Annotated in this window: 10 protein-coding genes; 7 read left to right on the forward strand and 3 right to left on the reverse strand. The window is 67.4% G+C overall.

What is annotated here, in order from left to right:
* Positions 1–61 precede the first annotated feature (61 nt).
* The gene (locus tag IAG39_RS02810; RefSeq protein ID WP_059374011.1) at positions 62–841 is read right to left on the reverse strand and encodes a copper resistance protein NlpE N-terminal domain-containing protein; all 780 of its coding nucleotides are present in this window, start codon (positions 839–841) and stop codon (positions 62–64) included.
* Between the two features lie 203 nt (positions 842–1,044).
* Here IAG39_RS02810 and IAG39_RS02815 point away from each other — a divergent pair, with 203 nt between their 5' ends.
* The 7 genes from IAG39_RS02815 (at position 1,045) to IAG39_RS02845 (ending at position 12,707) form a co-directional block, all read left to right on the forward strand.
* Positions 1,045–1,893, forward strand: coding sequence for a prepilin peptidase (locus IAG39_RS02815; protein ID WP_059374035.1), 849 nt, complete (start codon positions 1,045–1,047; stop codon positions 1,891–1,893).
* A gap of 31 nt (positions 1,894–1,924) precedes the next feature.
* Complete coding sequence (gene coaE, locus IAG39_RS02820) at positions 1,925–2,554, forward strand: dephospho-CoA kinase (protein ID WP_118935150.1); 630 nt, start codon at positions 1,925–1,927, stop codon at positions 2,552–2,554.
* Positions 2,555–2,615: 61 nt separating this feature from the next.
* A complete protein-coding gene (gene zapD / locus IAG39_RS02825; protein ID WP_059374009.1) occupies positions 2,616–3,368 on the forward strand; it encodes a cell division protein ZapD in 753 nt (250 codons plus the stop codon).
* A gap of 322 nt (positions 3,369–3,690) precedes the next feature.
* Positions 3,691–4,965, forward strand: a complete 1,275-nt coding sequence (locus IAG39_RS02830) for an MdtA/MuxA family multidrug efflux RND transporter periplasmic adaptor subunit (RefSeq protein ID WP_187774077.1) — start codon at positions 3,691–3,693, stop codon at positions 4,963–4,965.
* A 13-nt stretch (positions 4,966–4,978) separates the two neighbouring features.
* Positions 4,979–8,077 carry an MdtB/MuxB family multidrug efflux RND transporter permease subunit gene (locus IAG39_RS02835; RefSeq protein ID WP_059374007.1) on the forward strand — a complete coding sequence of 1,033 codons (3,099 nt, stop codon included), beginning with the start codon at positions 4,979–4,981 and terminating at the stop codon, positions 8,075–8,077.
* The gene (locus tag IAG39_RS02840) at positions 8,074–11,187 is read left to right on the forward strand and encodes a multidrug efflux RND transporter permease subunit (protein ID WP_118931440.1); all 3,114 of its coding nucleotides are present in this window, start codon (positions 8,074–8,076) and stop codon (positions 11,185–11,187) included. Before IAG39_RS02835 ends, IAG39_RS02840 begins: the two co-directional genes overlap by 4 nt.
* Positions 11,184–12,707: an efflux transporter outer membrane subunit gene (locus IAG39_RS02845; protein ID WP_059374005.1), complete on the forward strand. Its 1,524-nt coding sequence runs from the start codon at positions 11,184–11,186 to the stop codon at positions 12,705–12,707. The genes IAG39_RS02840 and IAG39_RS02845 overlap by 4 nt, the downstream gene beginning before the upstream one ends.
* A gap of 53 nt (positions 12,708–12,760) precedes the next feature.
* On the opposite strand, the gene IAG39_RS02850 is transcribed toward IAG39_RS02845, so the two are convergent.
* A complete protein-coding gene (locus IAG39_RS02850) occupies positions 12,761–13,030 on the reverse strand; it encodes a hypothetical protein (protein WP_088138194.1) in 270 nt (89 codons plus the stop codon).
* A 10-nt stretch (positions 13,031–13,040) separates the two neighbouring features.
* A complete protein-coding gene (locus IAG39_RS02855) occupies positions 13,041–13,814 on the reverse strand; it encodes an SDR family oxidoreductase (RefSeq protein WP_059374003.1) in 774 nt (257 codons plus the stop codon).
* Positions 13,815–13,846: the final 32 nt, after the last annotated feature.

The raw sequence follows: 13,846 nt of genomic DNA on the forward strand, positions 1-13,846 counted from the left end.
AGATGTCCGTCGGGCCTGGGGGTAGAGGCTGCGTGGCGGCGTATTCAGCCGCCGCCGGTCTTCAAGGGCACTTGGGCGCTGCCGCCTTGGCCAGTTCGTCGATCGGGTCCAGATCCGGCTGGCGGGTCAGGTTGTAGTTCAGGTTGGGCGTCTGGCCATCGATGGAACGCACGCGCAGCACGTTGTTGGCTGCAACCACGAATTCCGCGCGGCCGTTGCCCTGGCTGTCCATCAGGATGACGCGCGGCGGGCGTTCTTCGGTGGCGTCCCAGCAGCCTTGCTCGGTGACCGGCGGGCCTTTCTTGGGATCGTTTTCCAGGTAGGCCACGCGGCCGCGCCAACGGCCATTGGGCGCCAGCGTCAGCGTCACGCGCTGCGCGGTGCACTGCATGGCGGGCGAGAAGCAAGGCAGGGTGCCCATGTAGGTTTGCGGTTGCGGCACCAGGCTATGCACGGCTGCGCTGGGCGCGGCCGGGTTGGCGGCGACGGGAGCGCTCGCGGCCGATGCCGTCGTTGCCGTGTGTTCGGTTTCCGCCGGAACGGCCTGGCCGTCTTCCGTGGTCTGGCCGCCTGCAGCCTGTGCGGCTTGATTCTGATTCTTGCGGGGAGCGTCCGGCTTGAGGGCGATCTGCACTTGCGACGGGGCGCGGATGATGCTGCGGTATCCCGCGCCCGACCCCTGGTACTGGGCGTCGGTCACGGTGCTTTCGGCGGGCGGGTCGTAATAGCCTTCGGTTTTCTGTTGGGCACAGCCGGCTGCGCCCAGCACGGTGCCTGCGAGCAGCAACCCCATGACGCTGAGTTTGCGGGAGCGGGTACCGATTTCTACGCGCGCGGTCATGGCAGCTTATCCGTGTGGTGAGTCTGTCTCCGATTTTACGCACTTATGCGAAGATTCGATACGTTCCCCTTAGCCGCACTTGGGCATCCTCAACACTTTATGCACTATTTACGACACGGCCGCCGCCAGCTTGCCCCGCGCACTGCCGCCAGCTCCTGGCGCGGCGCCGCTGCGTCCCGGTGCCGCGCGGTCGGATGACGGCGATGCGGCATGTCTTTGATCTGCCTTTGGGCGCCTTCATTGGCCTGGCGGCACTGGCGGGTTTGTTCGTGGGCAACTGGCTGACGGTGCTGACCCACCGGCTGCCGCGCATGATGGAGCAGGAATGGCAGGCGCACTGCCAGGAAGCCTCGGGCAAGCCGCCCGCGGCGGGCCGCTATGGCTTGTGGTCGCCGGCCTCGCACTGTCCCGCCTGCGACACCGCCGTGACCGGCTGGCGGCGGCTGCCGCTCCTGGGTTGGCTGCTGCTGCGGGGCCGCTGCGGCGCTTGCGGCGCGGCCATAGGCTGGCGCTACCCGGCCATCGAACTGCTGACCTGCGCGCTGTTCGCCGCATGTGCCTGGCGTTTCGGCGCCACGCCGCTGGCGCTGTCCGCCATGGGCTTGTCGGCCATGCTGGTGGCGCTGGCCTGGATCGATTTCGAGTCCACGCTGTTGCCCGACGCATTGACCCAGCCGCTGCTCTGGGCCGGGCTGCTGGTCAATCTGTTCGACGCTTATGCCAGCCTGCAGATGGCGGTGGTAGGGGCGGTGGCGGGCTACGTCTTTCTGTGGGTTATCTTTCATGTGTTTCGCCTGCTGACGGGGCGCGAGGGCATGGGCTATGGTGACTTCAAGCTGCTCGCCGCGCTGGGCGCATGGTTCGGCGTGGAAGCCCTGCCGACCCTGCTGCTGAGCGCATCGTTGCTGGGCGTGCTGATCGGCGGCGCGCTGACCTTGAGCGGCCGCGCCAGCCGCGGGCAGCCGTTGCCCTTTGGTCCCTATCTGGCGCTGGCGGGCGTCGTGACGCTGTTGCTGGGCGGCGAGCAGGGCTTGGGGCAGTTTTTGCAATAGGGCGGTTCATGTCCTCCATGGGATGGGCGGTATGTTGAAGATAGGTCTGACGGGCGGCATCGGGTCGGGCAAGACCCGGGTGGCGGACATGCTCGCAGAGTGGGGCGCCACGCTGGTCGATACCGACGAGATCGCGCGCGAGCTGACCGCCGCGGGCGGTGCAGCCATGCCTGCCATAGAACGCGAATTCGGCCCGCGCGCATTGACGCCGGACGGGGCGCTGGACCGCGCGTGGATGCGGGACCAGGCGTTCTCGGATCCGCAGGTGCGCTTGCGGCTGGAGGCCGTGCTGCATCCCGCCATCGGGCAGGAGACCGAGCGTCAGGCTGCGGCTGCGACCGGCGCCTATCTGGTTTTCGTGGTGCCGCTGCTGGTGGAGTCGTTGCCGCGTTGGCGCGCGCGCCTGGACCGCATCTGCGTGGTGGACTGCGACCCGGAAACGCAGGTGGCGCGGGTGCGGCAGCGCAGCGGGCTGACGGAGCCAGCCATACGGCGTATCATGGCGGCACAGGCTGCGCGGGCAAGCCGTCTGGAAGTCGCCGACGACGTCATCGTCAATGACGCAGGCACTACGCCGGAACAACTGCGCGCGCAGGCGAAGACCCTGCATGACCGCTGGCTGGCGCTGGCGAGCACGACGGACCGGCAAGCTCCCCGCTAGGCCGGCACCCCTGAATAACATTGGCCCCGCCGGCCAAACACAGATGGGCCTGTAAAGAAGCGTGATCGTTTACGAATACCCCTTCAATGAGCGCATCCGCGCTTATCTGCGGCTGGAATACCTGTTCGACAGGTTGTTCTTCTTTGCCCGCGAGGGGGACTCGCGCCTGCACCAGGTTGCCGTCACCTCCCTGTTCGACCTGCTCGATGCCTGCGAGCGCACCGATGTGAAAGGCGCGGTCCTGCAAGACCTGGAACGCCAGCGCATGGCGCTGGTCGGGTTGCGCGATCATCCCGGCGTGGCGCAGGATGCGCTCGAAGCCATGCTGCGCGAAATGGAAAAGGTGACCACGGCGCTGGCCGCGCCCGGCAAGACCGGGCAGTCCCTGCGCGAAAACGAATGGCTGACCAGCCTGCGCGGGCGTCTTTCCGTGCCGGGCAGCGCCACCCAGGTCGACATGCCGTCGTACTTCGCCTGGCAGAACAAATCCGAAGCTGCCCGCTGCGCCGACCTGCAGGCCTGGGTGGCACCCTTCATCCCTTTGTATGACGGCCTGACCCTGGCCCTGCGCCTGCTGCGCGAATCCGGCCGCAAGTCGGACATCGTGGGCGAGCAGGGCGCCTACCAGCAGATGCTGGGCGGCAAGCAGTTCCAGCTGCTGCGGGTCTGGCTGGACCCCGCCCAGGGCGTATTCCCCGAGATCAGCGCCAATAAGTACATGATCTGGATACGTTTTTCCACCCAGGACGGCGAATTCAAGCCCCAGCAGGTCGCCCGCGACGTGCCCTTCCAGATGACACTGTGCAGTTCGTAGGACGGGTGAAGCGCGAGCGTTCTTAAGCTAGAACGCGGATGCCGAACGCGCGCAACCCATCCTGCGGTGCCGTATCTATTCCCGATTTGTCGGCAGGGCAGCCCCGGGGCCGCGGCCACCGTTTTCCCACGGTTCCGCCATGGCGACCCGGCCCATCGCCATGATTTCCACGACCCGTCCCCCTGTTTCGCCAGGCTTTGGTCCCCGCCTGCCTCCGTGCCAGATTCCTGTTGCGGCCAGTTTCAACTAGGGGTGGCGAGACTGGAAACCGGGACGGTCTAGTAGACAATACGGCTTTCTCCGCCTGTGCCGGAACTGTTCCATGCCTGATAGCCGTCCCGTATCTCCGCCCACCCGTTGGACCCGCCGCCGCCTGCTTGGGCTGGCGCTGGTATTGCTCGTTGTGGCGGGCATAGCCTGGCTGGCGCTGCGGCCCGCGGCCAAGCCGGGCGCCGCAGGCGGCCCGGGGGGGCGGCCCGGCGGCCGGCCGCCAGCGGGCGCCATGATGACCCCCGCGGTGCCGGTGCGCATCGCCACCGCCGCCAAGCAGGACATCGACATCTACCTGAAGTCGCTGGGCACGGTCACCGCCTACAACACCGTCACCGTGCGCAGCCGGGTCAGCGGCGAGCTGGTGGAAGTGGCTTTCCAGGAAGGCCAGCAAGTGAAGGCCGGCGATCTGCTGGCGCAGGTGGACCCGCGGGCCTTCCAGGTGGCGCTGGACCAGGCGCGCGGCACGCAGATGCAGAACCAGGCCCAGCTGGAGAACGCGCGGCGAGACCTGCAACGCTACCAGGCGCTGTTCAAGCAGGACTCGATTGCCAAGCAGCAGGTCGACACGCAGGCCGCGCTGGTGCGCCAGTACGAAGGCACGGTCAAGAGCGACCAGGCCAATGTGGACAACGCCCGCCTGCAGCTGGATTACGCGCGCATCACCGCGCCGATCAGTGGCCGCCTGGGTTTGCGCCAGGTGGACCGCGGCAATCTGGTGTCCAGTTCTGATGCCAACGGCCTGGTGGTGATTACCCAGACCCAGCCGATTTCCGTGGTGTTCACGCTGCCCGAGACCCAGTTGCCCGAAGTGCGCGCCGAGATCGCGGCGGGCAAGACGCTGACCGTCGACGCCTATGACCGCGCCGACACCCGGCGCATCGCCACCGGCCAGCTGGAAACGCTGGACAACCAGATCGACGTGACTACCGGCACGCTGAAGATGAAGGCGCGCTTCGAGAATGCCGACGACGCGCTCTTCCCCAACCAGTTCGTCAACGTGCGCCTGCACGTGCTGACGCGCAAGGACGTGACCGCGATCCCCACCGCGGCCATCCAGCAGGGCTCGGCCGGCGCCTTCGTGTTCCTGGTGCAGGCGGACGATACCGTGCAGGTGCGCCAGGTGAAGCTGGGCGCGGTCAACAATGGCATGGTCGCCGTCAACGAAGGCCTGCAGCCCGGCGACCGGGTGGTGGTCGAAGGCACCGACCGCCTGCGCGCGGGCGCCAAGGTGGAAGTGGTCGGCGGCGCCGAGACCGTCCCGGGCTCCCCCAACAAGAACCTGGGCGCCGGCGCCCCGGCCGGCACCACGCCGCCGTCGAAGTAAGCCAGGAATTGCCGTGAGTCCGTCGCGCCTGTTCATTCTGCGTCCGGTGGCCACCACGCTGTCGATGGTGGCCATCCTGATCGCCGGTTTCATCGCCTACCGGCTGCTGCCCGTTTCGGCCCTGCCGGAAGTGGACTATCCGACGATCCAGGTGGTGACGCTGTACCCCGGCGCCAGCCCCGACGTGATGACCTCGCTGGTCACCTCGCCATTGGAACGGCAGTTCGGACAGATGCCGGGCCTGAACCAGATGTCGTCCACCAGCTCGGGCGGCGCCTCGGTCATCACCCTGCAGTTCAACCTGACCCTGCCGCTGGACGTGGCCGAGCAGCAGGTGCAGGCGGCGATCAACGCCGCCTCGAACCTGCTGCCCAGCGACCTGCCGGTACCGCCGACCTATAACAAGGTGAATCCGGCGGACGCCGCAGTGCTGACGCTGGCGATCACTTCCCCCACGATGCCCCTGCCGCAAGTGCGCGATCTGGTGGATACGCGGGTGGCTCAGAAGCTGTCGCAGATCCCGGGCGTGGGCCTGGTCAGCGTGGCGGGCGGCCAGCGGCCGGCGGTGCGGGTGCAGGTCAATCCGCAGGCGCTGGCGGCCAACGGCCTGTCGATGTCGGACTTGCGCACAGCCATCGTCGGCGCCAACGTCAATCAACCCAAGGGCAATCTGGACGGGCCGCAGCGCTCCACCACCATCAACGCCAACGATCAGCTCAAGACGCCCACCGACTACAACGACCTGATCATCGCGTACAAGAACAATGCGCCGCTGCGCTTGTCCGACGTGGCGCGCGCCGTCGAAGGCGCCGAGGACACGCGCCAGGCGGCCTGGGCCGGCGACAAGCCCGCCATCCTGCTCAATATCCAGCGCCAGCCGGGCGCCAACGTGATCGACGTGGTCAACCGGATCCAGGCGCTGCTGCCCCAGCTGCGCGCCGCCTTGCCGGCGACCCTGGACGTGAGCGTGGTGTCCGACCGCACCCAGACCATCCGCGACTCGGTGGCCGACGTGCAGTTCGAGATGATGCTGGCCGTGGCCCTGGTGGTCATGGTGACCTTCGTGTTCCTGCGCAGCCTGACCGCCACGCTGATCCCCAGCGTGGTCGTGCCGCTGTCGCTGGTGGGCACCTTCGGCATCATGTACCTGGCCGGTTTCTCCATCAACAACCTGACCCTGATGGCGCTGACCATCGCCACCGGCTTCGTGGTGGACGACGCCATCGTCATGATCGAGAACATCGCCCGCCACATCGAGGAAGGCGAAACGCCGCTGCAGGCTGCGCTCAAGGGCGCCTCGCAGATCGGCTTCACGCTGATCTCGCTGACCTTCTCGCTGATCGCGGTGCTGATTCCGCTGTTGTTCATGACCGAAGTGGTGGGGCGACTGTTCCGCGAGTTCGCCATCACGCTGGCCGTGTCCATCCTGATATCGCTGGTGGTGTCGCTGACCCTGACGCCCATGATGTGCGCGCGCCTGTTGCGCGCCGAGTCGGAGCAGAAGCACGGCCGCTTCCATCAGGTCACCGGCGCCTTCATCGACCGCGTCATTGCCGGCTACGACCGCTGGTTGCAGGTCGTGCTGCGGCATCAGCCGCTGACGCTGCTGGTGGCGCTGGCGACCTTCGCGCTTACGGTGCTGCTGTATCTGGTGATTCCCAAGGGCTTCTTCCCACAGCAGGACACCGGCCTGATCCAGGCCATCACGCAGGCGCCGCAGTCGATTTCCTTCCCGGCCATGGCCGAGCGCCAGCGCACGGCCGCGCGCCTGGTGCTGGAAGATCCCGACGTGCAGGCCGTATCGTCCTTCATCGGCGTGGACGGCAGCAACGCCACGCTCAGCGCCGGGCGCATGCAGATCGCGCTCAAGCCGCAAGCCGAGCGCAACGGCGACCTGCGCACGGTGATGGGGCGCCTGGAGCAGGCCCTGGCCAAGCAGGACGGCCTGACCGTCTACATGCAGCCGGTGCAGGACCTGACCATCGAGGACCGCGTAAGCCGCACGCAGTACCAGATGACGCTGTCCAATCCCGACCTGAAGGTGCTGAGCGAATGGACGCCCAAGCTGGTGAACCGCCTGCGCCAGGTGCCCGGGCTGAAGGATGTGACCGACGACCTGCAGGACGACGGCCTGCAGACCTGGGTCGAGATCGACCGCGACGCCGCGTCGCGGCTGGGCATCACGGCGGCGGTGATCGATGAGGCGCTCTACAACGCCTTCGGCCAGCGGCTCATTTCCACCATTTTCACGCAATCCAACCAGTACCGCGTGGTGCTGGAGGTCGAGCCGCAATTCCAGGTGACGCCTGCCTCGCTGGGCCAGATCCACGTACCTACCTCGACCGGCGCGCAGGTGCCGCTGTCGTCGGTGGCGCACATCAGCGAAGGCAAGACGATACTGGCCGTCAACCGGCTGGACCAGTTCCCCATGGTGACCGTGTCCTTCAACCTGGCACCGGGGGCTTCCTTGTCCGGCGCGGTAGAGGACATCATCGCGGCCGAGGCCGACATCGGTTTGCCCACGGGCGTCGAGACGCGCTTCCAGGGCGCGGCGCTGGCGTTCCAGAATTCGCTGTCCAGCACCTTGTGGCTGATCCTGGCCGCCATCGTGACGATGTACATCGTGCTGGGCGTGCTGTACGAAAGCTATATCCACCCCATCACCATCCTGTCGACGCTGCCTTCGGCCGGCGTGGGGGCGCTGCTGGCCTTGCTGATCAGCGGCACCGAGCTGGACATGATCGGCATCATCGGCATCATCCTCTTGATCGGCATCGTCAAGAAGAACGCCATCATGATGATCGACTTCGCGCTGGACGCGGAGCGCAAGCGCGGCCTGAGCCCGCGCGCGGCCATACATGAGGCGGCGCTGCTGCGCTTCCGGCCCATCCTGATGACCACGCTGGCCGCCCTGTTCGGGGCGCTGCCGCTGATGCTGTCCACCGGCACGGGCGCCGAGCTGCGCCAGCCGCTGGGCCTGGTGATGGTGGGCGGGCTGCTGCTGTCGCAGGTGTTGACGCTGTTCACCACGCCGGTCATCTACCTGATGTTCGACCGCATGTCGCGCCGCTGGCGCGGCGTGGATCAGGCGCAGGCGGGGGACGCGTCATGATCCTGTCGGCACCCTTCATCGCCCGGCCGGTAGCGACCACGCTGCTGAGCCTGGCGGTCGTGCTGGCAGGCTTGCTGTCGTTCTTCCTTTTGCCCGTGGCGCCGTTGCCGCAAGTGGACATTCCCACCATTTCGGTGTCGGCCAGCCTGCCGGGCGCCAGTCCGGAAACCATGGCGTCCAGCGTGGCCACGCCGCTGGAGCGTTCGCTGGGCAGCATCGCCGGCGTGACCGAGATGACGTCCAGCAGCTCGCAGGGCTCGACCCGCATCACGCTGCAGTTCGATCTGTCGCGCGACATCAACGGCGCCGCCCGCGACGTGCAGGCCGCCATCAACGCGGCGCGCTCGCTCTTGCCGACCAGCCTGCGCAGCAATCCCACGTACCACAAGGCCAATCCCTCCGCGGCGCCCATCATGACCCTGGCGCTGACGTCCGACACGCTCAGCCAGGGCCAGCTTTACGACATCGCCTCGACCATCGTGGCGCAGAAGCTGTCGCAGGTGGACGGCGTGGGCGAGGTGACGGTGGGCGGCAGTTCGCTGCCGGCGGTGCGCGTTACCGTGCTGCCGGGTGCGCTGGCCAACCGCGGCGTGTCGCTGGACCAGCTGCGCGCGACGCTGGCCAATGCCAACGCCAACCGCCCCAAGGGCGTGTTGCAGAACGATCGCTATCACTGGCAGATCATGGTCAGCGACCAGCTCAGCCGCGCCGAGCAATACCGACCGCTGATCGTCGCCTGGAAGGACGGCGCGCCGGTGCGCGTCTCCGACGTGGCCCGCGTGGAAGACTCGGTCGAAGATCTGTACCAGACCGGTTTCTTCAACGAGCGCAAGGCCATCCTGATGATCGTGCGGCGCCAGGCGGACGCCAACATCATCGAAACCGTGGATGCGGTGCGCGCCCAGCTGCCCATCCTGCAGGCGTTGATGCCGGCGGACGTCAACATGACGGTGGCGCAGGATCGCACGCCCAGCATCCGGGCCTCGCTGCACGAGGCCGAGCTGACGCTGATCATTGCCGTGGGCCTGGTGGTGCTGGTGGTGTTGCTGTTCCTGCGGCGCTGGCGCGCGGCCATCATTCCCAGCGTGGCGGTGCCGGTGTCGCTGATCGGCACCTTTTGCATCATGTACCTCTGCGGCTTCACGCTGAATACCATTTCGCTGATGGCGCTGATCGTGGCGACCGGCTTCGTGGTGGACGACGCGATCGTGGTGCTGGAGAACATCATGCGCCATGTGGAGCGGGGCATGTCGCCCATGCGCGCGGCGCTGCGCGGTTCGCGCGAAGTGGGCTTCACGGTGCTGTCGATGAGCCTGTCGCTGGTGGCGGTGTTCATCCCCATCCTGCTGATGGGCGGCGTGGTCGGAAGGCTGTTCCGCGAGTTCGCGGTGACGCTGTCGGCCGCCATCATGGTGTCGCTGGTGGTGTCGCTGACCTTGACGCCGATGATGTGCGCGCGCCTGTTGCGACAGGAAGCTCCCGACGAGAAGCCGCCGGGCCGGCTGGCGCGCTGGTCGGAGCGCGGCTTTGAGTCCATGCTGGACGGCTACCGCCGCAGCCTGCGCTGGGCGCTGACGCACAGCCGCCTGATGATGCTGATCCTGGCGGTTGCCGTGGGCCTGAACGTCTATCTGTATACCGCGGTACCCAAGGGCTTCTTCCCGCAGCAGGACACGGGCCAACTGCTGGGCTTTTTCCGGGTCGACCAGGGCACCTCGTTCCAGGCCACGCTGCCCAAGCTGGAGGCGCTGCGCAAGGTGGTGCTGGCCGATCCGGCGGTGCAGAGCATGACGGGTTACGCGGGCGGACGCGGCGGCAGCAACAGCAGCTTCATGCAGATCCAGTTAAAGCCCCTGGAAGAGCGCAAGGTCTCGGCGGACGTGGTCATCAACCGGCTGCGCGGCAAGCTGCAGAACATGCCGGGCGCGCGCATGTTCCTGGTGTCGCAGCAGGACATCCGCATCGGCGGGCGCGCCAGCCAGGGTTCCTACGACTACACGCTGATGTCGGGCGATCTGCAATTGCTGCGCACCTGGATGCCCAAGGTGCAGCAGGCCATGGCGCAGGTTCCCGAGATCACCGACGTGGACACCGACGTCGAGGACAAGGGCCGCCAGATCAACCTGGTGATTGACCGCGAGGCCGCGACCCGCCTGGGCGTAAGCATGTCCACCATTTCCACGGTGCTGAACAACTCCTTCAGCCAGCGCCAGGTGTCGGTGATGTACGGACCGTTGAACCAGTACCACGTGGTGCTGGGCGTGGACCCGAAGTTCGCGCAGGACATCGAATCGCTCAGGCAGGTAGAGGTCATCACCGCGGCCGGCGCGCGCGTGCCGCTGTCGGCTTTCACCCGCCTGGAAAACGCCAACGCGCCGCTCAGCGTGCAGCACCAGGGGCTGTTCGTGGCCGACACCATCTCGTTCAGCCTGGCGCCCGGCGTGTCATTGGGCCAGGCGACCAGCGCCATCGACGCGGCGGTGGCGCGCATCGGGCTGCCGTCAGATCAGATCCAGGCTGGTTTCCAGGGCACCGCCGCAGCCTTGCAGCAGACCTTGGCGCAGCAGCCCTGGCTGATCCTCGCGGCGCTGGTCACCATGTATATCGTGCTGGGCATCCTGTACGAGAGCTTCGTGCATCCGCTGACCATCCTGTCGACCTTGCCGTCCGCCGGTCTGGGCGCGCTGCTGGCGCTGCTGCTGGTGCGCTATGACTTCACGCTGATCGCGCTGATCGGGGTGTTCCTGCTGATCGGCATCGTCAAGAAGAACGCCATCATGATGGTGGACTTCGCCCTGGAAGCCGAGCGCACTCAGGGGATGATCCCGCGCGATGCGATTTTCCAGGCGTGCCTGACGCGCTTTCGCCCCATCATGATGACGACCATGGCCGCCATTTTCGGCGCGCTGCCCCTGGTGCTGGCCACCGGCGCCGGGGTCGAGATGCGCCAGCCGCTGGGCATTACCATCGTCGGCGGCCTGGTCCTGAGCCAGATCCTCACGCTGTACACCACGCCCGTGGTCTATCTTTACCTGGACCGCTTCCGTCTCTGGGCCGCGCGCAAGCGCGCTTCCAGGAACGGGTCCTCCGCTCCCATAGAACCCACATGATGCGCAACGCCAAGTCTGTTCCGAACCTGTTCCTTCCCCGCAGCATCGCCGTGGCCGCGCTGTGCGCGCTGCTGGGCGCTTGCGCGGTCGGCCCCGATTACCAGCGCCCGGCGTTGGACGTGGGCACGGCCTACAAGGAAGGCCAGGACCAGGTCGACGGCTGGAAGCCCGCCCGGCCGCTGGACCAGGCCGAGCGCGGCGCATGGTGGCAGGTCTATGACGACGCGACCTTGAACGGCCTGGTCGAACGCCTGAACGCGTCCAACCAGACCGTGGCCCAGGCCGAAGCCAACTACCGGCAGGCGCTGGGCCTGGTGCGCGGCGCGCGCGCCGGCTTCTTCCCCACGGTAGGCGCGGGCGCGGGCATGACGCGCTCGGGCAGCGGCGGCGGGCAGAACGGCTCGACGTCGTCGTCCGGCAGCAACGTCTCGAACCAGTACTCGCTGACCGGCAACGTCAGTTGGGAAGTGGATCTGTGGGGGCGGGTGCGGCGCAGCGTGGAATCCTCGGAAGCCAGCGCCGCGGCCAGCCTGGCCGATCTGGGCGCCACGCGCCTGAGCGCGCAGGCCGCGCTGGTGCAGGCCTATCTGCAATTGCGGGTGCTGGACGAACAGAAGCGCCTCCTGGACGCTACGGTGGCGGCCTATGAGAAATCCCTGCAACTGACGCAGAACCGCTACGCCGTGGGCGTGGCGGGGCAGGCCGACGTGGCCGTGGCGCGCACGCAGGTGGAAAGCACGCGCGCGCAGTCCATCGACCTCGATTGGCAGCGTGGCCAGCTCGAACACGCCATCGCCGTGCTGATGGGCCAGGCGCCGTCGCAATTCAGCCTGCCGCCCACGGTGTTCGCGTTGCAACTGCCGCAGATTCCGGTGGGCCTGCCGTCCGAACTGCTGGAACGTCGGCCCGACGTGGCCGCGGCCGAGCGCCGCGCAGCCGCCGCCAATGCGCAGATCGGCGTGGCGCAGGCCGCGTGGTTCCCCAGCCTGACGCTGTCGGCCGATGGCGGTTTCCGCAACGGCCAGTTCGCGGAACTGCTGACGGCGCCGGCGCGGTTCTGGTCGCTGGGACCGGCGCTGGCGCTGACGATATTCGATGGCGGCGCGCGCGAGGCGCAGGTGGAGCAGGCGCGTGCGTCCTATGACGCGCAAGCGGCCGCCTACCGCCAGACGGCGTTGACCGGACTGCGCGAGGTCGAGGACTATCTGATCCAGTTGCGCGTCATGGAGAACGAGCAGGTGGTGCAGCGCCGTGCGCTCGAAGCGGCGCGCGAATCGCTGCGCCTGACCCAGAATCAATATAAGGCGGGTCTGGTCGATTACCTGAGCGTGGCGGTGGTGGACGCCACCGCGCTCAACAGCGAACGCAATGCGCTGAGCCTGCTGGGCAACCGCTTCGCGGCCAGCGTCAATCTGATCGTGGCCCTGGGCGGTGGTTGGGAAGGGCTGCCTGCCGCGGGAGCGCAAGCGCGCGCGGACAATCAGGCGACGCCTGCGGCAGCGGCTCCCGCGCAGCCCTGAGGTCGGGCCGCGCGGATGCGTGATGGAGCGCCGGCGCGGTCAACGCCAGCGTTTCACGCGCGCGGCAGGAAGGCGATGACCAGCCAGGCCGCCGCGGCGGGCACCGCGAACACCAGCAGCAAGATGGGCAGTTCCTCGCGCACCGTATAGCCGGCGCGCGTGACGCCGACCCACATGTTGACGATAGCCATCAGCAGCCACGCGGGCAGGAACAGTTTGGCCGCGGCGATCGAGCCGGCGGCGTCGCCGCCCCATTGCTTGCCGAACAGCGCGAACACGGCCAGCAGCAGCAGGCCTCCGACGATGGTCAACAGTACGTGCATGGCGTCCCTCCTATTTGGTGGTGTAGCCGCCGTTGATCAGCACCGTCTGGCCGGTGATCCACCAGCCGTCCGACACCAGGAAGCGGATGAAGGGGACGACGTCCTCGATGTCGGTAAGCCCGGTTTTCGAGAATGGCGACAAGGCGGCTGCGGTCTTATGGTACGCCACCGCGTCGGCGCCTTCCGCCGGATAGAAGAACGGCGTGTCCATGGGGCCGGGGCCTACCGCCGTCACCGAAATGCCGCGCGCGCCGAACTCCTTGGAGGCGGCGCGGGTGTAGTGCTCCACCGGCGCCTTGGTGCCGGCGTAGGCCGCGTAGAAGGGCGTGAATGCGCCCAGCAGCGATGTGACCAGCGTGCAGATCTTGCCGTTGTCATTGACGTGGCGGCCGGCTTCCTTCAGGAAGAAGAAGGCGGACTTCGAGTTCACCGCGGCCATCTCGTCGTATTCCGCTTCCGTGATTTCGGTGAAGGGCTTCTTCAGCACTTTGCCGACGGTATTGATCGCAATGTCCGGCCGTCCCACCGCGGCCACCGCGTCGGCGAACAACTTTTCCATCGCGCCGGCCGAGCTCAGGTCGGCCTGCAAGGCAATGGCCTGCGCGCCCGCCGCCTTGACGGCGGCGACCGTCGCGTCCGCATCGGCCTTGGTGGCCGCGCTGTTGTAATGCACCGCCACCGCGCGTGCGCCTTGCTGCGCCAGATCGCGCGCGATCAGTCCGCCCAGGTTTTTCGCGCCGCCCGCGATGATGACGGTTTTTCCTTTGATTCCGTGGTCTGCCATGGTCCTCTCCGCTATCGGGCCGCCGGATGCGA

This window comes from Achromobacter xylosoxidans (assembly GCF_014490035.1).
Taxonomy (GTDB): Bacteria; Pseudomonadota; Gammaproteobacteria; order Burkholderiales; family Burkholderiaceae_B; genus Achromobacter; species Achromobacter bronchisepticus_A.

Bases quoted from the DNA above. Each gene is read 5' to 3' on its own strand.
- IAG39_RS02810 (WP_059374011.1), bottom strand. From the start codon at position 841: ATGACCGCGCGCGTAGAAATCGGTACCCGCTCCCGCAAACTCAGCGTC.
- IAG39_RS02815 (WP_059374035.1), top strand. From the start codon at position 1,045: ATGCGGCATGTCTTTGATCTGCCTTTGGGCGCCTTCATTGGCCTGGCG.
- coaE (WP_118935150.1), top strand. From the start codon at position 1,925: ATGTTGAAGATAGGTCTGACGGGCGGCATCGGGTCGGGCAAGACCCGG.
- IAG39_RS02830 (WP_187774077.1), top strand. From the start codon at position 3,691: ATGCCTGATAGCCGTCCCGTATCTCCGCCCACCCGTTGGACCCGCCGC.
- IAG39_RS02840 (WP_118931440.1), top strand. From the start codon at position 8,074: ATGATCCTGTCGGCACCCTTCATCGCCCGGCCGGTAGCGACCACGCTG.
- IAG39_RS02845 (WP_059374005.1), top strand. From the start codon at position 11,184: ATGATGCGCAACGCCAAGTCTGTTCCGAACCTGTTCCTTCCCCGCAGC.
- IAG39_RS02850 (WP_088138194.1), bottom strand. From the start codon at position 13,030: ATGCACGTACTGTTGACCATCGTCGGAGGCCTGCTGCTGCTGGCCGTG.
- IAG39_RS02855 (WP_059374003.1), bottom strand. From the start codon at position 13,814: ATGGCAGACCACGGAATCAAAGGAAAAACCGTCATCATCGCGGGCGGC.